At 61.6% G+C, this 22,584-nt stretch carries 18 protein-coding genes; 8 read left to right on the forward strand and 10 right to left on the reverse strand.

Going from position 1 to position 22,584, the window contains the following annotated elements:
* Positions 1-107 precede the first annotated feature (107 nt).
* Positions 108-2,144, forward strand: a complete 2,037-nt coding sequence (gene metG / locus AFERRID_RS03160) for a methionine--tRNA ligase (RefSeq protein ID WP_113526043.1) — start codon at positions 108-110, stop codon at positions 2,142-2,144.
* Here the strand turns inward: metG and AFERRID_RS03165 are convergent.
* The 4 genes from AFERRID_RS03165 to AFERRID_RS03180 all read right to left on the reverse strand — a co-directional run bounded on the left by AFERRID_RS03165 (position 2,137) and on the right by AFERRID_RS03180 (position 6,995).
* Positions 2,137-3,255, reverse strand: a complete 1,119-nt coding sequence (locus AFERRID_RS03165; protein ID WP_126604347.1) for a 3-deoxy-7-phosphoheptulonate synthase — start codon at positions 3,253-3,255, stop codon at positions 2,137-2,139. The two genes, metG and AFERRID_RS03165, sit on opposite strands and share 8 nt — an antisense overlap.
* A gap of 78 nt (positions 3,256-3,333) precedes the next feature.
* Entirely contained in the window at positions 3,334-4,740 is a 1,407-nt protein-coding gene (gene fumC / locus AFERRID_RS03170) for a class II fumarate hydratase (protein ID WP_225981831.1), read from the reverse strand.
* The gene (locus tag AFERRID_RS03175) at positions 4,709-6,505 is read right to left on the reverse strand and encodes a M3 family oligoendopeptidase (RefSeq protein WP_126604348.1); all 1,797 of its coding nucleotides are present in this window, start codon (positions 6,503-6,505) and stop codon (positions 4,709-4,711) included. Before AFERRID_RS03175 ends, fumC begins: the two co-directional genes overlap by 32 nt.
* A gap of 43 nt (positions 6,506-6,548) precedes the next feature.
* Complete coding sequence (locus AFERRID_RS03180) at positions 6,549-6,995, reverse strand: DUF1841 family protein (RefSeq protein ID WP_126604349.1); 447 nt, start codon at positions 6,993-6,995, stop codon at positions 6,549-6,551.
* A gap of 163 nt (positions 6,996-7,158) precedes the next feature.
* Between AFERRID_RS03180 and AFERRID_RS03185 the strand changes: the two genes are divergently transcribed.
* Positions 7,159-8,862 (forward strand): hypothetical protein, encoded by a 1,704-nt coding sequence (locus tag AFERRID_RS03185; RefSeq protein WP_113526365.1) that lies wholly within the window; start codon positions 7,159-7,161, stop codon positions 8,860-8,862.
* Between the two features lie 66 nt (positions 8,863-8,928).
* Here the strand turns inward: AFERRID_RS03185 and AFERRID_RS03190 are convergent, their stop codons facing one another.
* Positions 8,929-9,498, reverse strand: a complete 570-nt coding sequence (locus tag AFERRID_RS03190) for a 3-deoxy-D-manno-octulosonic acid transferase (protein WP_126604350.1) — start codon at positions 9,496-9,498, stop codon at positions 8,929-8,931.
* 157 nt (positions 9,499-9,655) lie between these two features.
* Between AFERRID_RS03190 and glgA the strand changes: the two genes are divergently transcribed.
* The 6 genes from glgA (at position 9,656) to AFERRID_RS03225 (ending at position 15,549) form a co-directional block, all read left to right on the forward strand.
* Positions 9,656-11,122: a glycogen synthase GlgA gene (gene glgA, locus AFERRID_RS03195; RefSeq protein ID WP_113526037.1), complete on the forward strand. Its 1,467-nt coding sequence runs from the start codon at positions 9,656-9,658 to the stop codon at positions 11,120-11,122.
* Between the two features lie 43 nt (positions 11,123-11,165).
* On the forward strand, positions 11,166-12,554 hold the full coding sequence (locus AFERRID_RS03200) for an MBL fold metallo-hydrolase (RefSeq protein WP_126604351.1): 1,389 nt from the start codon (positions 11,166-11,168) through the stop codon (positions 12,552-12,554).
* A gap of 83 nt (positions 12,555-12,637) precedes the next feature.
* On the forward strand, positions 12,638-13,054 hold the full coding sequence (locus AFERRID_RS03205) for a hypothetical protein (protein ID WP_113526035.1): 417 nt from the start codon (positions 12,638-12,640) through the stop codon (positions 13,052-13,054).
* A 97-nt stretch (positions 13,055-13,151) separates the two neighbouring features.
* Positions 13,152-13,814 (forward strand): endonuclease III, encoded by a 663-nt coding sequence (gene nth, locus AFERRID_RS03210; RefSeq protein WP_113526034.1) that lies wholly within the window; start codon positions 13,152-13,154, stop codon positions 13,812-13,814.
* A 576-nt stretch (positions 13,815-14,390) separates the two neighbouring features.
* Positions 14,391-14,975 (forward strand): hypothetical protein, encoded by a 585-nt coding sequence (locus AFERRID_RS03220; RefSeq protein ID WP_113526033.1) that lies wholly within the window; start codon positions 14,391-14,393, stop codon positions 14,973-14,975.
* 106 nt (positions 14,976-15,081) lie between these two features.
* Positions 15,082-15,549, forward strand: a complete 468-nt coding sequence (locus AFERRID_RS03225) for a hypothetical protein (protein ID WP_126604352.1) — start codon at positions 15,082-15,084, stop codon at positions 15,547-15,549.
* A 3-nt stretch (positions 15,550-15,552) separates the two neighbouring features.
* On the opposite strand, the gene AFERRID_RS03230 is transcribed toward AFERRID_RS03225, so the two are convergent.
* From AFERRID_RS03230 to AFERRID_RS03250, 5 genes are read right to left on the reverse strand one after another with little or no spacing between them, the layout of a single operon-like run.
* Entirely contained in the window at positions 15,553-16,383 is an 831-nt protein-coding gene (locus tag AFERRID_RS03230; RefSeq protein ID WP_113526364.1) for an energy transducer TonB, read from the reverse strand.
* Positions 16,340-18,208: a TolC family protein gene (locus tag AFERRID_RS03235; protein ID WP_226829019.1), complete on the reverse strand. Its 1,869-nt coding sequence runs from the start codon at positions 18,206-18,208 to the stop codon at positions 16,340-16,342. The genes AFERRID_RS03230 and AFERRID_RS03235 overlap by 44 nt, the downstream gene beginning before the upstream one ends.
* The gene (locus AFERRID_RS03240) at positions 18,205-19,602 is read right to left on the reverse strand and encodes an HlyD family type I secretion periplasmic adaptor subunit (RefSeq protein ID WP_113526031.1); all 1,398 of its coding nucleotides are present in this window, start codon (positions 19,600-19,602) and stop codon (positions 18,205-18,207) included. The genes AFERRID_RS03235 and AFERRID_RS03240 overlap by 4 nt, the downstream gene beginning before the upstream one ends.
* 1 nt (position 19,603) lies before the next feature.
* Complete coding sequence (locus AFERRID_RS03245; protein ID WP_113526030.1) at positions 19,604-21,772, reverse strand: peptidase domain-containing ABC transporter; 2,169 nt, start codon at positions 21,770-21,772, stop codon at positions 19,604-19,606.
* Complete coding sequence (locus AFERRID_RS03250; protein WP_225981833.1) at positions 21,769-22,536, reverse strand: DUF2968 domain-containing protein; 768 nt, start codon at positions 22,534-22,536, stop codon at positions 21,769-21,771. Before AFERRID_RS03250 ends, AFERRID_RS03245 begins: the two co-directional genes overlap by 4 nt.
* Between the last annotated feature and the right edge of the window lie 48 nt (positions 22,537-22,584).

Here is a 22,584-nt window from a genome sequence, read left to right on the forward strand (position 1 = left end):
TTAATCTCCCTGAAAAAAGGCGCTCTTTATACCATAGATGACCGCGGTCTGCCAGTAGTCGTGGTGGCATTGCCTGCAAGCGTCTTCCCCTGTAATTTATCCGCACCATGAAACGACGCATACTGATCACCAGCGCCCTCCCCTACGCCAACGGCCCCATCCATCTCGGGCATCTCGTGGAGTACACCCAAACCGACATCTGGGCCCGCTATCAGCGCCTGCGGGGCCACGACTGCGTCTATGTCTGCGCCGATGATGCCCATGGCACGCCGATCATGCTCCGTGCCCAGAGCGAGGGCATCACACCGGAAGAACTCATCACCCGCATGCACGGCGATCATCTCCGCGACTTCACCGGCTTCGGCATTCAGTTCGATCTGTATCACAGCACCCACTCGCCGGAAAACTTTGAAATTTCTCAGAGTATCTATCGCGTCCTGCGGGCGGCGGATTACATCAACGTCCGCGAAATCGAACAGGCCTACGATCCCGTCGCCGGCATTTTCCTGCCCGACCGCTTCATTCGCGGCACTTGCCCGCGCTGCGGCGCGGCGGACCAGTATGGGGATAGCTGCGAGATCTGCGGCGCCACCTACAGCCCCACCGACCTTATCAACCCTGTTTCCGCGGTCTCCGGCGCCGTACCCGAGCGCCGCAGCTCGGAGCACTACTTTTTTCAGCTTGGGGATTTCAGCGACTTCCTCCGGCGCTGGATTCACAGCGGTACCCTGCAGGAAGAAGTCGCCCACAAGCTCGATGAATGGTTCAGCATCGGCCTGTCCGACTGGGACATCAGCCGCGACGCCCCCTACTTCGGCATTCCCATTCCCGACGCGCCGGGCAAATTCTTTTATGTCTGGCTGGATGCATTGCCCGGCTACATGGCCGCCACCCAGCACTGGTGCGCGGCCCACGGCCGCAATTTGGCCGATTACTGGGGCCCGGATTCCACGGCCGAGATCTACCATTTTATCGGCAAGGACATCATTTATTTTCACGGCCTGTTCTGGCCGGCCATGCTCAAGGGTTCCGGACACCGCCTGCCGACGGGCATATTCGCCCACGGACACCTGACGGTAAACGGCGCCAAAATGAGCAAGTCGCGCGGCACCTCCATTACCGCCGGGCAGTATCTCCAGCACCTGAATCCCGAGTTCCTGCGTTATTACATCGCCACCAAGCTCAACAGCCATGTGGAAGATATCGACCTCAATCTCGAAGACTTCCTGCTCAAGGGCAATGGCGACCTGGTCGGCAAGGTGGTCAATCTGGCCTCGCGCGCGGCGGGTTTCATCCACCGCAGCTTTGCGGGCCGACTGGCCGCTTCCCTGGGCAAGGATCAGGCCTTTTATGACGGGCTGCTGCAGACCCAGGAGGCCATCGGCGAGGCCTACGCCGAACGGGAATATGGCAAGGCCATGCGCGACATCATGGCGCTGGCGGATCAGATCAACGCCTATGTGGACCAGAACGCCCCCTGGACTTTGGCCAAAGACCCGGCCCAGCACGAGTCCCTGCACCGGGTAGTTACGGTCACTCTGAACGGCTTCCGAGTGCTGATCACCCTGCTCAGCCCCGTTCTGCCGGAACTCTCGCGCAAAGCGCTGGAATTCCTGCAGTGCGAACTGGACTGGGCGGGCCTGACCAGGCCGCTTCTCGATCACCAGATCCTACCCTACACCCATCTTTTACAACGTATGGAAAAAACCCAGGTGGACGCCTTGATCCAGAATCCCGCAGAAAGTCCCGCGACAGCCCCAGGCATGGCGACGGCGCCAGTGCCCACGCCCGTACCTGCCGAGGCCAGGGAGGAGAACCCCGTTATCGGCATGGACGACTTCAGCAAGGTGGATTTGCGCATCGCGCGGATCGTTGCCGCGGACAACGTGGACGGCGCGGACAAACTACTGCACCTCACCCTGGACATCGGCGAGGGCACCCGCTCGGTCTTTGCCGGCATCAAGAGCGCTTACGATCCTGCCAGCCTCGTCGGCAGGCTGACCGTGATGGTCGCCAATCTGGCCCCCAGAAAGATGCGCTTCGGCCTGTCCGAGGGCATGGTGCTCGCCGCCAGCGGTCCGGAGGGCGGCCCTTTCCTGCTCTCTCCCGACAGCGGGGCCCAGCCCGGCATGCGGGTTAAATAGAGGTCTGCGCGGCTGCCAGCAACCGGCGTTCTTCATAGGCTTCCCGGGCCAAACGCACGTCTTCCAGGAACCACGGTAGTTCTTCCAGCAGCAGGGCCTGCGGGCCATCCACCAGCGCCGTCGCCGGATCCGGATGGAAGTCCACCAGGATCATGTTGGCACCCGTCGCCACGCCCTGCGCGGTCACATGAAACACATCCATGATGCCATCCGGCCCCGCATCGCGGCTGCCCACCGAGTGCGACGGATCGATGCAGACGGGCATCCGGGTCAGCCGCTTCACGACCGGCACCTGGGCGAAATCCACGAAGTTGCGGTGCGGATCGCCCAGATTCGTCTTCATGCCGCGCAGCCCGAAGACCACTTTCGTGTTCCCCTCCGAGGCCAGATACTCGGCGGCATTGAGGGATTCTTCCAGGGTGATGCCGAAACCACGCTTGAGCAGCACGGGGAGTTCCTGCTGCCGCCCCACCGCCTTCAGCAACTCGAAGTTCTGGGTATTGCGGGTACCGATCTGCAGCATGACTCCGGTCGGATGGCCGGTCTTCTCCAGCGCCTCACGGATCTCATCCATATGCGACTCGTGGAGGATCTCCATGGCGATGACGCGCATGCCGTATTTGCCGGCCAGTTCAAAAACCCAGGGCAGGCAGTCCTTGCCGTGCCCCTGAAAGGCATAAGGACTGGTACGGGGTTTGTAGGCGCCCATGCGGGTGCATACCTGGCCATTTTCGTGCAGCGCGCGCAGCATCCGCTCGACGTGCTCCGGGGTATCCACGGCGCAGAGCCCGGCAAACACGTTGAGATTATCCTGGCTGAAACGCACCCCGTTGTAATCAAAACCATGGGTACGCTGATCGCCGGTATGGCGGCCCAGCAACCGATATTCCCGGGATACGCGAATGGCCCGCTCGACACCGGGCAGGGCTTCCATGTCTTCTATCCGCAACGGCTTGGTATCACCGATCAGGTAGATTTCGCTGAGCACCTGCTCCGCACCCTGTTCCTGATGGACCCGAAAGTGAATACCGGAAAAGCCGCGCAGATGGGTCAGCAGTTGCTGGAAGATCGGCGATTGTTCGCCGAGGTCGGCCTCTAAAATCAAAATCATGATCAATCCCCTTCTGATGTCTGCATGGATTCCGACGTTCTGGTGGCAGTTTACTCAGGCAAACCAGAGACACAAGCACTAAAGCATCGCCTCCGGACGCAGATGCCGGTCGATATCTTCGCCGGAAAGATAACCCAGCGCCAAGGCGGCTTCGCGCAAGGTGCAGCCTTCGCGATAGGCATGCTGGGCGACAACAGCAGCTTTCTCATAACCGATCACAGGCGTCAGGGCCGTGACCAGCATCAGCGACTCTTCCATGTTCCGGCGGAGCTGGCCTTCTACGGGCTGCAAATCGCGCAGACAGTGATCGCTGAAGGAACGGGCAGCATCGCCCAGCAGTACGATGGATTGCAGGATATTGTAGGCAATCAGCGGCTTGTAGACATTCAGCTCGAAATTACCCTGGGAGGCGGCAAAGGCGATGGCCGCGTCGTTGCCGTAAACCTGCACGCAGACCATGGTCAGGGCCTCGGCCTGAGTGGGGTTCACCTTGCCGGGCATGATGGAGGAACCGGGTTCGTTTTCCGGGAGATGCAGTTCGCCCAGACCGGCCCGTGGGCCGGAGGCCATCCAGCGGATATCGTTGGCGATCTTCATCAGGGACATGGCCAGGCCACGTAGCGCCGCACTCAATTGCAGTAGCGCTTCATGTCCCGCCAGCGCGGCGAACGCATTGGCGGCCGGGCGAAAAGGCAGGCCCAGCTCGGCATGCAAACGCGTAGCCACTGCGCTGGCAAAATCCGGGTGGCAGTTGAGTCCGGTACCGACCGCCGTGCCGCCCAGTGCCAGGGCATAAAGACCGGGCAGAGTCTGCTCCAGGCTGCGAACACCCTGCTGCAATTGCGCCAGGTAACCGGAGAACTCCTGCCCCAGAGTCAGTGGCACCGCATCCATCAGATGGGTACGCCCGACCTTGATGAGGTGGGCAAAATCCTCCGTCTTGCGCTGCAGTGTCCCTTCCAGGTGCGCCAAGGCGGGCAAAAGTCCCTGATGCACCGCCAAAGCCGCAGCAATATGCATGGCCGACGGAAACACATCGTTGGAAGACTGGCCCAGATTGACGTGATCGTTGGGATGTATCGGCATCTTGCTGCCCCGGGGCTGCCCCGCCATTTCATTGGCCCGGTTGGCGATGACCTCATTGACGTTCATGTTGCTCTGGGTGCCACTGCCCGTCTGCCAGACCCGCAGGGGAAACTGCGTATCCCAGCGCCCCGCGACGACTTCCGCCGCAGCATCGCTGATCTTTTCGGCCAGCGTCGCATCCAGCAGACCCAGCCCGGCGTTCACTGAGGCGGCCGCGCGCTTGATCCGCGCCAGGGCGTGGATCACCGGCAGGGGCATCTGCTCCATACCAATGGCGAAATAACGCAGGGAGCGCTGGGTCTGGGCGCCCCAGAGGGCGTCGTCTTCCACCTCCATAACCCCCATGCTGTCCGTTTCCTGACGCATATCAGCGTACCCCCGCCAGTCTCTCGGCTTCATCCACCATCCCGGACATATAATCCAGCGCCCGCGACCAGATGTCCGGATCTTCCAGATCGATGCCCGTTGTCGCCACCACCTCGGCGGGCGCTTTGCTGCCGCCGAGTTTCAGCATGGCGGTATAACCGGGCACGAACTCCGCCGGGGCAGCCCGCTGGCGCTGAATCAGCGCCAGCGTCAGCAGTTCCCCAAAGGCATAGGCATACACATAGCCCGGCGAGCCGATGAAGTGGGGAATATAGCTCCACCACCAGCGATAACCGGGGCTGAACTGGATACTGTCGGCAAACTGCTCCGTCTGGGTTTGCATCCACAGCTCCGCCAGGCGATCTTTGCTCAGCTCGCCCTCGGCGCGGCGAGCGCCATGCATCACCACCTCAAAGCGGTGCATGGCCATCTGCCGGAACACCGTGGCAAAGGTGTCCTCGATTTTGCCGCAGAGCAGGCCGAGACGCCGCCGGGGATCCTGCTCCTCGCGCATCAGCCGCTCGAAGGTCAGCATTTCACCAAAAACGGAGGCCGTTTCCGCGGTGGTCAGGGGGGTGTCGGCGTTCAGGTAACCCTGCCCGCGGGCGAGATACTGGTGGATACCGTGCCCCAATTCATGGGCCACCGTCATCACATCCCGCACCGTGCCGGTATAGTTGACCATGAGGTAGGGATGCACGTCGGGAGTCACCGGATGGGCGAAGGCCCCGCCCCGCTTGCCCGGCGCCAATGCTGCATCGATCCAGCCCTCGTCGAAGAAGCGCTGGCCGATGGCCCCCAGTTCCGGCGAAAAATCCGTCACCGCCGCCAGCACGATGCGTCGGCACTCCGCCCAGTCGTAGCGCCGGTCACTGCCGGGCAACGGCGCATAGCGGTCATAATCCATCAAGGGCGAGAGGTTCAGCAATTTGGCCTTGAGCCGGTAATAGCGGGCCACCAGTCCGTAGCGTCCGACCACGGCCCGTTCCAGCGCCTCAACCATGCCGTCGGAGATTTCATTGCTCAGATTGCGTTCACTCAGCCAGTGGGGATAGCGGCGCAGACGGTCATCCAGGGCCTTGTCGGCGAGGATGGCGTTGAAACAGGTGGTAAGGGTATGCAAACGCCCTTCCAGCCCGTTGCTGAGGGATTCCGCCGCATCCCGGCGCAACTCCCGATCGGGATTGGACAACAGTGTCAACACCTCCTGCTCGCTCATCTGCTTGCCGCGCAGAGGAAAACGCATTTCCGTCAACGTCTCGTCAAAAAGCCGTTCCCAGAGCCCCCGTCCGGTCACCCGTTTTTCCGACAAGATCTGCTCTTCACTTTCACTGCGCAGGTGATCACGGTACTTGCGCCAGTTGCGCAGCAGGTGCGTCCAGTGTGCCAGCGCGGGATCGGCCAGCAGGGCACCGGCCCTGGCGTCGTCCACGGCGTTCCAGGCGATATCGAAGAAGATCAGTTGATTCTGAATGGCCGTAGCCGCCTCCTCGTAGGCCTGCAGAGCGGCGCCATATGCCGGCTGATCGGCATGAGTCACATAGCTGAGGTAACGAAAGGTACCCACCCGGCCGATGCGTTGGCGGATGGCTTCCAACTGCTCCAGGGCCGCCGCCAGTTGCGCCGCGTTCAGCCCCCCCAGGCCGGGACGATAGACCTCGGCGAAACGCGTCGCTGCGCGGTCCGCCCAATGGAGGTCCTCCGCCAGCCGTGGGTCGTCCACCCCGGCATAGAGATCTTCCAGACGCCAATGTACCTGCTCCGCGCCCGTCGCCGTCTGATTTCCGCTCTCCATCATGCTGTTGTTCTCCATCCGAGTCATGTTCGATTGGTGTCGCCGCTCAGCCCACCCTTTCCGGCAAACCCAGCCCGCGGCGCACGCAAGGCAATAGTGCCGCGGGTTCAGGGGCCCGCCTGGTCCTCTGAGCCTGCCACATCATTTCTCCCAGACAGTCCACGAAAAGATGTTCGGCGCCGGCTTCACCCAGCTTGCGGCGCGCGCTGTCGAAGAGGTCCACGATACCCGCAGGCTGTCCCAATGCCAACATCTCCTCCAGCCCGACATGCAGGGACATGTGCATATAAGGGTTGGTCCGTCCCTGCTCGGGCGGGAAATCCTGTTCCAACCCCTGCTGTGCATCGTCGAGCAGGGCATGATATTCCGGATGGCGGAGAATGACGGCGACAATCCGCGTCTGCACCCCTTCCAGCGGCCGGCCCTCCTGGTAGGCCCGCCAACTGTCCAGAAAGACCTGTCGATATGTTTCTCGTTTAGTGCCATAAAGCATAATGATTAGCCTGTCAGAACATACCGGAAGATCATAGGGCACACCGGCACGGGTGGGAAAGAGGGGTCTTTTGTGGTAAACAGGTCAGATTCCGGAGGCCTGACCAGGCTTGACCAAAAGCATTTATCGCGACATTCATTTTCGGCGGGAGAGCAGCGCAGACATGGCTAATGCAAATGCAGTATCGACAGCAGCAGTAATCAACCTCAATGAGCGCCAGTGGGAGGGGCTCGGCAAAGTCGGCGACGCCGCCCTGCAGGTGCAGAACCTGCTACAGATGCTGCGCGACATCCTCAATGAACTGCCCCAGGCCATCGATACCGACAAGCTCATGGAGACCATGAAGCCCTATCTGGAACAACTGCAGCGCGTTTCGGAGTCGCTGCAGGCCTTTATCAAAGGGGATTCCGATGAAGAGCCGCTGGATCGCCTGCGCACCATGCTGACCGAGGTCCAGAACGCCGAACTCGACAAAACCCTGAAAGAAGTTCTGCAACTGCTCGGCAACCTGCAGCGCGCCGGTTTCTTCAGCTCCGTCACCGCCCTCAGTGCGGAACTGAAATGCCCCATCATCGGCGAAAGCCCCGAAGACATGGTGCAGAAAATTCACGCCGCCACCGCCAGCCTGCAATACTGGATGGAGAGCGCACGGCAAGGTGCCGGGGTCATCGGCAACATGGTCGGTCAACTCGACCTGCCCGATCGCCTCGACGAAATTCAGGAAATGGCTGACCAGTGGATGCAGATGGCCCGGCGGGCGCAGCGCCTGGTGCAGGGCGACGCGCCCAGCCTGCAGGCCCGCCTGAGCGCCATGCTCGATATGGCGGAGATCCTTGGCGGGCAGATGAACATCGCCATTGGCACCCTGCGCGACACCATGCCGGAAGTGCTGGAAAGCGCTGACATGAGCGGCGCGTTCGCCACGATCGGTGCCGGTGGCAGCCGCTGGATGCACATCGCATTGCGGGTCAAGGCCCTGGCACAGGGTAACTCCGAAAACCTCGCCCAGCGGGTGGAAGGTCTGCTGGATCAGATCGACCACCTCGCGGGCTATGCCGCGAGCGCGGGCTTCTTCATTCAGGCGGGCAAGGATGGCGTGGGTGCGGTCCGCAATATGCTCACGGATATCGACCTCCCGGAAAAGCTGGATGACCTCGCGGAAGAAGCGGAAAAGTGGCTGAAAATCGCGAAGCGTGCCAAGCTGCTGGCGCAAGGTGATGCCGGAAGTCTGGCCGACCGGGTCGGCAGCCTGCTGGGCATGGCGGAAACCGTCAGCGGTTCATTACAGGCCGCGGCCAGGGCCTTGGAAGACAGGGGCATCCATCTTCAGGAACTGATCACTCCGCACGGCGACCTCAGTGTCGCGTTGGGTACGGTTGCGGATATGGTGGGCGAATTCTGGCAGGATGGCACCATCCGCCACATCATCATCACCGTCAGCCAGGGCGCCATGGCGTGGCTGGAAATCGCGAAAATTGCGACCGCCACCGTAAAAGGCGACGCGGAAAGCATCAACGCCCGGATCAAGGAAATCGTCCAGGGCCTGCAGGATGCCCACCTCATGGAGATGCTGCCCGACGTCTTCGCACTGCTCGGCAACCTGCAAAAGGCCGGCCTGATCAGCAAGGTGAACATGGTGATGACCAAGGTCGTCCCCATGATCCCCTCCGACGAGGTCTTTGCCAGCGGCGTGAACAAGGCCATGCAGGCGCTGGAGCAGACCCGCGCCGGAATGAAGGACGAGAACAACAAGGGTGGAGGCCTCTTCGGCCTGATGAAGATTTTCTTCGCCAAGGACACCCAGTTCGTGCTGAAGTTTGCCGTGCGCTTCGCCTCCATCTTCCTGAAGGCGCTGAAACAGGGCTGATTTTCCAGCACCCGCAAAAAGGCCCCGGTCCTTGTGGTCCGGGGCCTTTGCGTCGTAGGAAAGGTACTAAGCCCCGCGCTGTCCCCACCATGTCTTCGCCTTCTCCGCCGCTGCCCTGGCCGCTGCCGGTTCGTTCAGCCAGGCCTTCGCCAGATCGATGATCTCCGCATTATCCTTTGCCCATACCGCGGCGCCAGCGGCCAACAAGCCCTGACGTACCGCGTCATCCGGCATTTTCGGACCGAGGATGAGGGGACAGCCGTCGGCGATGGATTTGGCAAGATCCACCGTACCACCCGTCAGGGTGCCGCCGGGCACACAAAAATCCGCGCATCGGTAGAAGGCATCGCGCTGCGCCACCGTCTCCACAAAGTAAACACGCGTCTTGATGGGCACGAAGCTGGTGAACAGCCGGCTGTGGCGGATGGTCTGCAGGTGGTATTTCAGCGCATCCCGATAAACGGGTTCATAGCGCTCTTCCCGATCCGGCGCCAGCACCATGATCCCCATCCTCACCCGCATCAGGGAGAGAAAAATCCCATAGGCCTCCGCATCTTCGCCCTCGTGCAGGTTGGGGAAGTACACTATGCAACGGTTCCGGTCCCGGAACTCCTTAAAACGTTCGCACCAATCCATGCGTCTCACTCCGTAGCGGTAGTCGTGGGTTTTTCCATCCGCCGATGATAGGCGACGCCGGGACATCATTCAAAATTTGCATGGCATCGGCGCTTGTAAAGCATACCGCGCTGATGTGTTATATTAGCAACATCGTTTTACCCAAGAAGAATACACCATGTTGCGAACACTTTTCGTATTTTCGGAGATGGCACCCTATTCCAAGACGGGCGGCCTCGCGGATGTCGGCGGTGCCCTACCCGTGGCGTTGGGGCAGTTGGGCGTCGACACCCGCGTGCTGGTGCCCTACTACGGGTGTCCCGCCGTGGGCGAGATGGACTGGCGTTGCGCGGTCAGCGTGCCCTATACCGATGAAACGGCCGAGTTATGGTCGCTGGCGGAGCGGCCGCAGATTCTTTTCCTGCGCTACCCCCCTTACTATGAACGCGACGGCGGCCCTTACCAGGATGCGCAGGGCGAAGACTGGCCGGACAACGACCGGCGCTTTGCCCTGCTCAACCGGGTAGCCGTGGAAATTGCCCAGGGACGCGTGTCGGGGCTCGACTGGCGTCCGGACATTGTTCATGCCAACGACTGGCAGACCGGGCTGATACCTTACCTCCTCGACCTGGAAGCGCGCATCGGCGCCGCGCGGCCGCCGGTCCTTTTCACCATTCACAATCTGGCCTATCAGGGCCGCTTCCCGCCCCGCGCCATGGCGCCGCTGCACTTACCTGCGGCGGATTTTCACTGGCTCGGGACCGAACATTACGGAGCCTTTTCCTTCATGAAGGCGGGCCTGGCGTTCTGCGACCAGATCACCACCGTCAGCCCCACCTATGCCGCAGAGATTCAGACCAGCGCCTTCGGCATGGGACTGGATGGTCTGCTCCGGTCCCGGTCTGAGCATCTATCGGGCATTCTCAACGGGATCGATACCATCCACTGGAACCCTGGGGCGGACCCCTATCTGGCCGCTCATTATTCGCCGCAGGACCGGCAGCCGGGCAAGGCCCAGTGCAAATCGCACCTGCAGAGCAGTCTTGGCCTCTATCCCGAACCCGGCGTCTTCCTCCTCGGCATGATCAGCCGTCTGGTGGAGCAGAAGGGGACGGATATGGTGCTCGACATTCTCCCGGATCTGTTGCGTCGCGGCATGCAGGTGGTGGTGCTGGGCAGCGGCGACAAGTCTTTCGAGCGGCAACTGCTGGAGATGGCAGCGGCGCACCCCGCGCAAATGGCGACGCGCATCGCCTTCGACGAGGGACTGTCCCATCGTATAGAGGCAGGCGCAGATGCCTTTCTCATGCCTTCCCGTTTCGAACCCTGCGGCCTGAACCAGATGTATAGCCTGCGTTACGGTACCATTCCTATCGTCCACCGCACGGGCGGGCTGGCCGACACGGTCACCGATGCCGACGACTTCCGCCACCCGTTGCAACGCAACGGCTTTGTGTTCGACAGCCCGCAAGGCGACGCCCTGCACCATGCCGTGCTGCGCGCGGAGGCGTTGTTCCGCCAGCCTGCGCTCTGGTCGCACCTACAGGACCAGGCCATGGCGGGCGACTATAGCTGGCAGCACTCCGCACGCGCCTATCTCCAGCTCTATTACGAGGTGCTGGCGCGGCACAGAGGCGGCCACTGAGTTTCCCACCATCGATTCGCTCTACGAAAAAAAGGAGAACCACATGGAAATGCAATTTTATGGTGCGGCGGGAGGGGTTACCGGGTCCTGTCATTTTCTCCGCGTGGGCGACAAAAAGCTGCTCATCGACTGCGGGATGTTTCAGGGCGGGCATGACCTGGAAGAAGAAAATCGCACCGAGTTCGGCTTTGACGCCAAGGATATCGACTATCTGCTGCTGACCCATGCCCATCTCGATCACTGCGGGCGCATTCCCCTGCTGGTCAAACGCGGCTTTCGCGGCGAGATCATCACCACATCAGCCACCCGCGAACTGGCGCGACTGGTGCTCATGGATGCGGCGGGGCTGGCGGCGGAAGAGGCGCGACGCTCCAACCGACGTCACCAGCGTCAGGGCGGGGCCGAAACCACGCCCATCTATGACATCACCGACGTCCTCGATACCATGGATCGCTTCGGACGCAGCGCGGATTACGGACAAAAAATAGAGGTCTGCCCCGGCGTCAGCGCGACTTTCGGAGACGCCGGGCATATCCTTGGCTCCGCCTGGATACTGGTGGAAGCCAGCGAAGCGGGCAGGCAGCAGCGCATCGTCTACTCCGGCGATCTGGGCAACCGCGGCAAGCCGATCCTCAACCCGCCCACCCCCGCCCCCCAAGCGGACGTCATCGTCATGGAAACCACCTACGGCGACCGCCTGCACAAGGCCATCGGACCTTCGGTGGACGAGTTGCGCGATGCCATCCTCGACACCCTGAAACGTGGCGGCAACACCATCATCCCCACCTTCGCCCTGGAGCGCGCGCAGGATTTGCTGTATTACCTGCGGGAAATGATGAACGACAACCAGATCCCCACCAACCTGCCGGTCTTTCTCGATTCGCCCATGGCCATTTCGGCCACGGAGATTTTTCGTCGCCACCCGGAGTGTTTCAACCCCGCTACCCGCGAAAACCTGCAGCACGGCGCCGACCCCTTCGCCCTGCGCAACCTCCATTTCACCCGCGAAACCAGCGAATCCATGGGCATCAACCTGATCAAGGGCGGTGCCCTGATCATGGCGGGATCGGGCATGGCGACGGGAGGGCGGGTTACCCACCATCTCCGGCATAACATCTGGCGTGAGGACAGCAGCGTGGTCTTCGTCGGTTATGCCGCCCAGGGGACGCTGGCGCGGCGCATCATCGACGGGGCCAAAACGGTGCGGATATTTGGTGAAGAAGTGCATGTCGCCGCCAGCATTTTCACCATCGGCGGTTTCTCGGCCCATGCCGACCACGATGAACTTCTCGCCTGGTATGGTGACCAACGCCCGCCGCGCACCGTTCTCGTCCATGGTGAGGACAACGGCCGGGAAGGCATCGCCAAGGTGCTGCGGGCGCGGGGTTTGCAGGTGGATTGTCCGGTCATTGGCGATCGTTATTCCCTCTAAAAAAGCTTTTGCGTTGCGCCGGGACCATAAACGGCTACAATGCCCCGAAGGCTTTTACACCCGCATGCAGGAGGAGTCGTACGATGTCAGGTCACTTTCCTTTTTCCGGCAAGGCCAACCGCGTTTCGGTCTACGCCTTTTTTGAGGCCCACGACTGGAGCCTTGAAGCGCAAGAGAAATATTTTCAGGCGTGGTACCAGTGGACGAAAGACTACGTCATGAATGACGCCGATCTGAAAGCCGCCAAGGGCGTGCTCTTCAGCGGCGACCATTTTGGAACGCACGCCGACCACGATTTCCATCTGCACGGTTACGCGGTCGCCACGCGCATGCTGGAGCTCGGGGAACTCATCAAGGGCAGCATCCTGCCGCGGCTGGACCACGACATGCTCCACGCCCTCGAACATGACCATGAAGAGTGGATTGCGGCGGCCAACGCCGTTGCCACGGAACATCCCCGCCCTCAGGCGCCGGAGATCGGCCGTTATCGTCACGTCTGAATGTCCGGCAACGGTGCCGGGGCGGGTCGCATACCCGATCTCCGACACCGCGGCCCTGCATCCCGACAGCCCGCAACATCGCCGTGGATGACGCAGCGTGGACCCACAGCACGTTCATCGCTGTTTTGCCGCCCTGCGCGTCGCCATTCCCGAACCCAAAACCGAGCTGAACTATCACTCCCCCTTTCAGCTTCTGGTCGCCGTAGTGCTTTCCGCGCAAAGTACGGACAAAGCCGTCAACGCCTGCACCCGGATGCTCTTTGCGGTGGCACCGACTCCCGAGGCGATGGTGACCCTCGGTGAAGACGGCATCAAGGCCCACATCCATCGTCTGGGACTGTTCAACGCCAAGGCCCGGCATGTGCATGCCCTGGCCCGGCAACTGCTGGCCCTGCATGATGGCGAGGTACCCGCCGACCGGAAGGCGCTGGAAGCGCTCCCCGGCGTCGGCCGTAAAACCGCCAATGTCGTCCTCAATACCGCGTTCGGGCAACCCACCATTGCGGTGGATACCCACATCTTCCGGGTCGGCAACCGGACCGGCATCGCCCCCGGCAAGACACCCCTGGCCGTGGAACAGGCCCTGCTCGCGGCGGTGCCCGCCGAATACCGGCAGGACGCCCACCATCTCCTGATTCTCCATGGCCGCTATACCTGCACAGCCAGGCGGCCGCACTGCGGCCACTGCCCGATTTTTCAGTGCTGCGAATGGCCGGACAAGCATCGGTGGGCAGCGAAGTCACCTCCTGGCGGCGCTTAAAGACCGGACAGACTCCGCCACCGAGGCGAGCACATCATCCCATACACCCGCCCTGGCCTGCCGGAACAGACGCATGCCCGGATACCAGGGGGTGTCGTCCCGGTCCAGCAACCAGCGCCAGCATTGTGGCGCCACCTGTGGCCGCGACGAAAATGCGGCTTTGGTGCTATTGCGGTGGCTGGAAACGAGATTAACCGGTGGTTCCGGCTCCCGGCGGAAACCGTCCGAGATGTGGAGCGTTGGAAGTTTCGCCGCGATGAAGCACGAAACTCACGCCATAGCCGTATAGGCTTGGCGGGAGCAGTTCATGAATATCCCGGTGTCCAGCATCGCCCGCAAGACGCTTTGTCCGCAGCGTATCGACCCCCGGCCAACGATGTTACTCACTCCGTTACGCAACAACACCGGATACGTATCACTTTTTATTACGTGATGCCCATAAACAGACACTTATCTTCTTAATTTTCTGGCATGGATATTGCGTCTACCAAGCGCCGACGGACAACCGTCCTTTTTGGACCATACCGTCTTGGCAAGGATACCAATTTTCAACCATCTAATTTAGGAGTGATTATTATGGGACTTAACGTTGGCGGTCTTCTTAGCACGGTAACGGGTTTGGTGGGCGGCATCCTGGGTGGCTCAGCCCCCGCTGGCCTTTCCATCAGCGATGTCAACACCCTGATGACGAATGGCGTTACTGCTGCCACCAATCTGGACAAAGCGGTTACCACCGATGCTTCCACCCTCGCAGCCAATATGACCAACGACATCACCACCGCCGCGCAGGGCACTCTGTCCATGGCCGTAAATGGTGCCGCAGCACTCAGCAAGAGCTTTTTGTCTGACTCTGCAAAGACCATTACCTCCTTGAACACGGCCGTAGGTGGTACCCTTGCCGGTGCGTACACCGCAGATGTGGCTGGTCCTCTGGCCGCAGGTGTGGGCGGTGGTATCAGTGGCATGCTGAGCGGCGTAGGCACGGGCGTGGGCAACGCCATGGCGAACATGGCCACCAGCATCCCGGCAGCCACCGCCTCCATCGTCGGCTCCCTGGGTGCGTCCACCCTGACCGCAACGGGCCTGAGCGCCGTATTGGGCAGCGCCACGGTGGTGGGCAGCAGTGCTGCCCCCACCGGCTTGCTGAGCGGCTTGCTCTAATAATCGGCGTACAAAGCAAAGCCGGTTAAGTAACGCGACAGCGCGGGGAGACTCGCGCTGTTGTCTTATCATCATATCAGGTCTATCGATTACAAGGAGTCCACAGATGGGCGTATTGAGCAGCCTCCTTTCGGGAGTATTGGCCACACTGGGCTTAGGCGGTTCGGGTGGGAGCAGTCAACCCGTTGCGACGGTGGAGACGGTGGCCAGCACCACCGCGGCAATGAATCAGGCGGTAGCGGCATCCATCAACCAGGCGGCCGGACTGACCAGCGGCGGCATCGGTTATGCCAACGGCGAACTGACCACCACCTTGACGCAGGCAACATCGAAGCTGATGAACGGCATTTTGACCACGCAAACGGCGATCCCGGCCATGCTGCAGGGCACCAGTGCCCTCAGTCCCACAGGTATACTCAACACCCTCAGCGCCGACGGCGCACAGGCCGGGATGATGGTGGCCGGTTATGCCAGCCAGATGCCGGCGAACGTCGCCAAAAGTATCGCCGACGCGGTCGGTAATTATCCGACTGTGGTCATGCCGACCGGTATTTCCGGCCAACTCTTTTACTGAATTTCAGGAATCGGAACCCAACAGGGCCTGGGACAGGCTTCCTGACAACCCTTGGGTAGGCATGATGCCTGCGCCGCCCGATGCAGAGGGCTGGGATTGGGCTCCGACATCACCGTTCAGGAAGTTCATCGTACAACGGATTACCAGTTTATTGGCCTGCCGGGCCAGATCCTCGGGGAAAGGGGCGAACGGAGAAGCCGTGCGGATCATGCGAACCGCCTTATCGGCTGCGCTGGTCGGCAGGGTCGACCGGACGACGGACAACTGCGCCAGATTGCCGTTGCGGAACACGGTAACCCGCACCTGTATCTCGCCCCCTCTTTCTATGGGCCCCTCGCGCGCGCCCCTGCTCTCCACCTGCCGTATCCAGTACGTCACATAACGGCTGATGAGACTCGCCTTATGGGGCGTGGAAACCGTCCATGCCGGCGGCGGATAGGCCGCATGGGTCATGGCCGGCGGCGCTGCTGGCTGGGAGGGCGGGGGCTTTGGGAGGCCATGCTTTGCCGGAAGCGTCCCGGTCTGGCGGGCGGAGGGACTACTGGACGCCAGCCGGGATGCCTTTCCGTGCAGGTCGACAGGGGCCATTTTTGCCGGAGGCACCGGCGCGGCGGGAGCCGGAGGCGATGGCGGCACCCTGACCATACGGAAGGCCGAGGGCGCCGCAACGGTTCTGGTGACCTCATGACGGATGGTGCGATAGATTAAAAAGGTGAGCGAGGCGACGCAGACCGCCGCGCCGATCAACCACAAGGTCAACCGGTCCCTGGAAAAAACCACCCTGAGCCGTTCACGCGTGTTCAGCGCCCGCTCCCGAAGACGACGGCGCGGCATTGTCGGCTTCTCCAGCCTGTGTTTTCTGGAGCAGGCTGTCGGCGACATGCCGCGGATCCACCATGGCGTACAACATCCAGCGGGCCACTTGCAGTTGCGCACGGGCGTCCCGACACGCATCCTCAGCATTCATGGTTTTGATTTGCGCGGCGTGCCGATCGGTTTTGCTGATGCGCCCGTGTGCATAAAGCTCTTCCATCAGTTTCTGATTTTGCCGGGCACGGGCATAGATGCTCTCCAGCGCGGCCAGGCGGGCGGTGCCGGCACGCACTTCCTCCTGGTTCACTCGCAGTTCCTGACGCCCTTCCTGCAGCGCCCGCTGATAGCGGATCAGCGCCGCTTCCGACCGCGCCTCCGCGGTATCCAGCTTGGCCATATGGCCGGTGAACGGTGCGAGAGTCTGGGTAATGGAAATGCCCACCGTATAATTACTGGGCGACGTGGAGCCGATCGCCCGGCCAAACCCCTGACTGGACGTGCCGATCCAGTTGTACCCCGTCTGCAGATTCACATTCGGGAGAAAGGAACCGCGCACCGCATCCACCCGATCCCGGGCCTTGCGCAGTGCGGCACGGGCGACCTGCACGCTCGGCAGGTTTTCCACGGCGGCCCCCTCCACGGTCGCAACATCGAATTCCGGCGGGGTGGGTATGCTGTCATGCACGCCGGACTGGAGCAGATCGAAAGCGCCGGTTTTGCCCGTGAGCAGAGCGAGGTTCGTTTGCGCCTTGACCAGTCGCTTTTTCGTATCCTGGCGCTGTGCTTCCAGATTCGCGACCTGACTCCGCATCTGGTTCAAATCGATTCGACTTTCGTTTCCCTGCCGCATCCGCTGCTCGGCCAGGGCGAGGTCCTGACGCATGAACACCAGAGACCGCTGGATCGCCCGCAACTGCCACTGCAGACTTTGCAACTCTTCATAGCCAGCCAGCACATTCAGAGCGGTGCGCCTGCGCCGCTCAGACACCTGCTCGTGACCGGCATGGACACCCTGACGGGAAGCCGCCAGATTGGCGATCCCCTGTCCGCCTTCGAACAGATTCAGGCTGGCCATCACACTGAGATAATTGGAATAGTTATTGCCTTGGGTCACCACGATGGTGGAGCCGATCAAGGACACCGCTGGATGGTTGGTCTGATTACCGTATAACTGGGTTTGCGCCTGAAAATTCAGATGCGGTAAAAACTGCCCGAAGGCGTCCAGTGACTCGGCCTGCGCCTCGCGCAGCGACTGATCGGCGAGCCGGATATCGGAATTATTGGCCAGGGCGGTAGCCAGCAACTCGTGCAGCTTGCTACCGCCGCCCGCCGCCACGGCTCCCACCGGCGCCGCCGACGAATGGGCCGTGGCATGGAGGTCCGGCAGAGCAGGTGCGGATGCGCGCGGCGCCATAATGGTTACGGCGGCCGCATGATCCGCCGGATGGGTGCCCGCGTCCGCAGCGGAGTTGCGGACTTTGGTTACCCCATGCCCGGAGGACAGCGCCAGCGCAACAGTAGTCGAGGGGACCACATGGGACAACGCCGCTGGTGTCCGGATCGGCGCCGGAGGCGTTGGCGTGGATCCGACCGGCGAACGCTTTTTCACCGCCCGCCGAGCCTGTGCCTGTGCTGGTGGGAGCAGGCCTGGGGCGACGGTTTCCGGTGATGCCGGCAATGCGTTCATCAACGCCGAACCCAGTCCGGCGCCATCCGCATCATTCTGCGTCAGCGATCCCGCGCAGGCCCCCGGCAGGATACCGATCATCATCCAGCAGGCCAGTACCCAACGGGTACTTCCCGGATGCCGCGCAGGAATCCGCCAAGGTAAAGTCCGCTTCCTCATCGAACCGACAGCCCTTCATCCCAGTCGCGGAACAAGGGGCCCAGGAAAAACTGGATGATCCGACGCCTGCCGGTGTTGATGTTGGCGGATACGGTCATGCCCGGACGCATTTTCACGGACACCCCGTGTACCATCAGATAAGGGTGAGGGACGGTGATGTGCACCCGGTAGGATAATCCCGCACCAGCCAGGGCCTTACCGGACCCGTTCGGAGAAACGGCATCGGGGCTGATTTTCTGGACAACCCCTTGCAGGGCGCCGTACTGCTCGAAGGGATAGGCGGAGACTTTTACCCGCGCTGTCTGACCGACATGCACGAAAGCCATGTGGGCATCCGGCAGATACGCCTCCACCACCAGCGGTGTACCGCTGGGGACGATACTGACCACCGGTTGTGCGGCGGTCACCACCTCGCCCACGTTGCGCACCGCGAGGTCCTGCACGATGCCGTCCACCGGCGAACGTAATTCGTGCAGGGATAGATCGTGGCTGGCGTGGGTTTGTTGCGCCTGCAACGAAATCAGCGACTGGGCGTTTTCTCCGAGGCTATGCAGCAGGGTGGCGTGATAACTCGCCTTGATGCCCTCAATATCTTGGCGGTATTCCACCTGCCTTTGCAGATAACGGGCGATATCTCCCTGGTTCTGGGCGATCTGGCTTTGCAGGCCGAGTTCCTTTTGCCGCGCATTTTCGTATTCCATGCGGGGGATGGCGCCGCTTTGCGCAAGGGATGCATCGGCGACGACCTGGGGGTGCAACAGCGCCTCCTGATTTTGCAGACTCTGAGCCAACGCCCGTGCTGAGTTCAGTGCCGTGGCGTTCTGCTCGGCACGCGACTGCGCCGCCTGCAGACGGCTTTGATAGTCGGCCTCCTGGGCGGCCTGCAACGCCTTCTCCATCCGTATGTATTCAGGGTTGGTGCCCGATGCGGGTGCAATGGCGCTTCGCCCGCTCAGTTGCGCGTGGATACGCGCCTGCTGCAGATTCCGGAAGGCCAGCTCCTGCTGGGTGGCCTGCAGATTCGCCCGGGTGATCGCCGGATTGAGCGATACCAGAAGTTGTCCCTTGCGCACCGTCTCGCCGTCATGCACATAGATGCGTTCGACGGTGGCCGTGGACAGGGGCTGTACCACCTTGACCCGCCCGTCGGGGATGAACTGCCCGGTCGCCGTTGCCACGATATTGATTTTGCCCAGATAAGACCACAGCAGCGCGGCGAAGAGCAGCGCCAGCAGTGTCCAGAGTATCCAGTGCTGCCAAGGCGCCGGCGGCCGCTCCTGAATTTCCAGCAATGGCGGCAGAAACTCGTTTTCGAGCTTTTTCAGGGCCGCCTGGCGGTTCCGTTCCCGGGCCTCCGCCAAGCTGCCGCGCAGGTTGTTGCCGATCTGCCCCATATCAGGCCTCCTCTTCGTCGCGGGCCAACAGGGCATAGATCCCTTTCTGGGCCATCAACGCCTGATGCGCGCCATATTCCGCCAATCGGCCATCATCCAGGACGAGGACGATATCCGCCGAGCGAATGGACGCCAGGCGGTGCGCCGCCATGAACACCGTCCGCCCCTGGCAGATTTTGGAGAGGTTTTTCCAGATGATGCGCTCCGATTCATAATCCAGCGCACTGGTGGCTTCATCAAAAATCAATATCCGCGGATCGCCCAGCAGCGCGCGGGCGATGGCGATGCGCTGCCTCTGGCCTCCCGACAGCGAATCGCCCCGTTCGCCTACCTTGGTGTCGTAGGCGTCGGGGAGCTTGCTGATGAACTCGTGGGCGCCAGCGAGTTCCGCCGCCGCGATGATCCTGTCCAGCGGCGCCTCGGGATAAACCATCGCAATATTTTCCCGGATGGTCCCCGAAAACAGAAAGTTATCCTGAAGCACCACGCCGATCTGGCGGCGCAGCCAATTGGGCTCCACATGGCGCAGATCGACGCCGTCGATCAGCACATTGCCGGAATCCGGCAGATACAAACGCTGCAACATCTTCGCCAGGGTGCTCTTGCCGGAACCGCTGCGCCCGACGATGCCGACAAAGGAGCCCGCGGGAATATCAAAGCTGATGCCCTTGAGCACCTCGTCACCGTCCGCCGTATAACGAAAGTGCACATTTTCCAGGGTGACCCGGCCATGCAGCGCACCCGGCGAGGCCTTGCCGATATCGATGACCGGCTCCGCCGGCGTATTCATCAAATCGCCCATACGGCTCACGGAAACCCCGACCTGCTGAAAATGCTGCCACAACTGCGCCAGACGGAGGATGGGGCCGGTCACCTGGCCGGAGATCATCTGAAAGGCGATCAGTTCGCCGACACTGATGTCTCCGGACAAGGTAAGTTTGACCCCCACCCAGAGAATCGTCAGCGTCCCCATCCGTTGAATCATTTGGGTCAGGGAGCCGGTGATTCCGGCCAGACGGTCGACGCGGTAGGAAGCCATCACATAGCGCGACAGACTCTGCTCCCAGCGCTGGTAGATGCGGGACTCCACAGCCAGCGCCTTGACCGTCTGAATACCGGTGATGGTCTCGACCAGAAAAGACTGGTTTTCGGCGCCCCGGTCGAAGCGCTCTTGCAACAACTGCCGCAGCATGGGAAACACCAGGAGGGATATGCCGACCATGAAGGGAATGGTAGCCAGCACCACCAGGGTCAGGCGCACACTGTAAAAGAACAGTACGACGAGGAAAATGCCGACGAACCATACGTCGATGAACGCCATGAGGGTGGGTCCGGTCAGAAACTGCCGTACCACCTCCAGTTCCCGCACCCGCGCCACGGTCGAGCCGACGGTCCGGGATTCAAAATAGCGCATGGGGATACGCAGCACATGGGCGAACAGACGCGCGCCGAGAGTGACGTCGATACGATTGGTCGTATGGGTCATCATCAGCGTTTTGAGCACGTTCAGGGTGGTTTCGAAGGCGATCACCACCAGCATCCCCACCGCCAGAATGTCCAGGGTGGGCAGGCTGTGATAGACCAGCACCCGGTCGATCACCAACTGGATGAACAACGGCATGGCCAGACCGAACATCTGCACCACGAAGGCCGCCACCAGAACTTCGATGACGGGCTGCCGGTATTTGAGAATGATGGGAATGAACCAGCGCAACCCGAAGCGCTGCCCCGCCGCATTCCACTCGAAGCGCGGCTTGATGAGCAACACCCGTCCGGTCCAGACCTGGTGGAGGGTGGCTTCATCCAGTATCAGTTGACCGCGCTGCGGATCCACCGCGACCAGGCGGTTATTCTCGAAACGGGCCAGCACGAGGTAATTGCCATCCCGCAACTCGGCCATCACCGGATACGTCTGGCGGGCCAGATCCGTCCATTTCAACTGAACCGCCTTCGCCACCAGACGCACTTCGCGAGCCGCCAGAATGATTTTGCCCAGCGGCAGAATGGGTTCGGACATACCCAAGGCGCGCGCCAACTGCTCGGCGTTACACGGCCGCTGGTAATATCCGGCGATCAGCGCGAGGCATTGCAGCCCGCTGGAGGCAATGCCACCGGCCTTGCCTTGAGCGGCGGGCCCGGTGGCACCGCCATGGTTTTCCTCCGCCGTCATGGATGCGCAGTAGCCCGCACCTGAATCTTCGGCTTCTGGTGGGGGGTGACCCCGACCGGAGCAGACGCTGAGGGAAGCGTTTGCAGATCACCCAGAGACGGGCCTTCCTGCGCCTTGCTCTGCAATCCGGCAATCGCGGCATTGGTTTGGTCCAGTTGGCGTTGCAGTTCCTGGCGCCGGGAATTCAGCGCCTGGGCTTCGGAGAGAAGCTGGCTCTGGGCCGCGGTTCCCGCCTGCATGACCTTTTGCTGGGCGGATATCTGCTGCTCCAGTTCCGCTTCGCGCTTTTGTTGTGCCCGCAGGCTGCTGCGTGCCACCGCGATACGCGCATCCAACTGAATTTTGGCGATGTCCGGGGCAGATAAGCGTATGGTTTGCGTCGCCAGTTTGGTGTACAGCATTTCCGCCTTGTGACCGTCGGCGGTTTGTCCAACCCACCAGAAATCGTGGTTCTTGAGCAGGACGACCGTATAGTTGAGCGTACTCGGATTAAAGAACATGGCCGCCGCGAAAGGGCCGTTATAGATGGTCCGCAGCTCCACCAACCGGTGTTCCTTGATCGACTGCAACACATGCTGGGTCAGTACCGGGGCCTCTGCCGGCGCGGTAGACGGCACGGCCTGCCGGGCACTCACGGGTGCGGACGGCGCAGCGTTGCTGCTGCTGTCAGTGCCCGCCCGGGCCACGCCGGTGACGGGCAAGGCGCCCATGACGACGGCGAATACCGCCATCCGGATACTCTGTTTTCCGTTTTGCTTTTCCATATCTCGCATCCTGTTTCTCCCTGTAAAAACGCGTAATGGCCTTGCGGC

Origin of the sequence: Acidithiobacillus ferridurans, from assembly GCF_003966655.1 — a bacterium.
Taxonomy (GTDB): domain Bacteria; phylum Pseudomonadota; class Gammaproteobacteria; order Acidithiobacillales; family Acidithiobacillaceae; genus Acidithiobacillus; species Acidithiobacillus ferridurans.

Coding starts and splice junctions, on each gene's coding strand:
- metG (WP_113526043.1), top strand. CDS start 108: ATGAAACGACGCATACTGATCACCAGCGCCCTCCCCTACGCCAACGGC.
- AFERRID_RS03165 (WP_126604347.1), bottom strand. CDS start 3,255: ATGATTTTGATTTTAGAGGCCGACCTCGGCGAACAATCGCCGATCTTC.
- fumC (WP_225981831.1), bottom strand. CDS start 4,740: ATGAAGCCGAGAGACTGGCGGGGGTACGCTGATATGCGTCAGGAAACG.
- AFERRID_RS03175 (WP_126604348.1), bottom strand. CDS start 6,505: ATGATGGAGAGCGGAAATCAGACGGCGACGGGCGCGGAGCAGGTACAT.
- AFERRID_RS03180 (WP_126604349.1), bottom strand. CDS start 6,995: ATGCTTTATGGCACTAAACGAGAAACATATCGACAGGTCTTTCTGGAC.
- AFERRID_RS03185 (WP_113526365.1), top strand. CDS start 7,159: ATGGCTAATGCAAATGCAGTATCGACAGCAGCAGTAATCAACCTCAAT.
- AFERRID_RS03190 (WP_126604350.1), bottom strand. CDS start 9,498: ATGGATTGGTGCGAACGTTTTAAGGAGTTCCGGGACCGGAACCGTTGC.
- glgA (WP_113526037.1), top strand. CDS start 9,656: ATGTTGCGAACACTTTTCGTATTTTCGGAGATGGCACCCTATTCCAAG.
- AFERRID_RS03200 (WP_126604351.1), top strand. CDS start 11,166: ATGGAAATGCAATTTTATGGTGCGGCGGGAGGGGTTACCGGGTCCTGT.
- AFERRID_RS03205 (WP_113526035.1), top strand. CDS start 12,638: ATGTCAGGTCACTTTCCTTTTTCCGGCAAGGCCAACCGCGTTTCGGTC.
- AFERRID_RS03220 (WP_113526033.1), top strand. CDS start 14,391: ATGGGACTTAACGTTGGCGGTCTTCTTAGCACGGTAACGGGTTTGGTG.
- AFERRID_RS03225 (WP_126604352.1), top strand. CDS start 15,082: ATGGGCGTATTGAGCAGCCTCCTTTCGGGAGTATTGGCCACACTGGGC.
- AFERRID_RS03230 (WP_113526364.1), bottom strand. CDS start 16,383: ATGCCGCGCCGTCGTCTTCGGGAGCGGGCGCTGAACACGCGTGAACGG.
- AFERRID_RS03235 (WP_226829019.1), bottom strand. CDS start 18,208: ATGAGGAAGCGGACTTTACCTTGGCGGATTCCTGCGCGGCATCCGGGA.
- AFERRID_RS03240 (WP_113526031.1), bottom strand. CDS start 19,602: ATGGGGCAGATCGGCAACAACCTGCGCGGCAGCTTGGCGGAGGCCCGG.
- AFERRID_RS03245 (WP_113526030.1), bottom strand. CDS start 21,772: ATGACGGCGGAGGAAAACCATGGCGGTGCCACCGGGCCCGCCGCTCAA.
- AFERRID_RS03250 (WP_225981833.1), bottom strand. CDS start 22,536: ATGGAAAAGCAAAACGGAAAACAGAGTATCCGGATGGCGGTATTCGCC.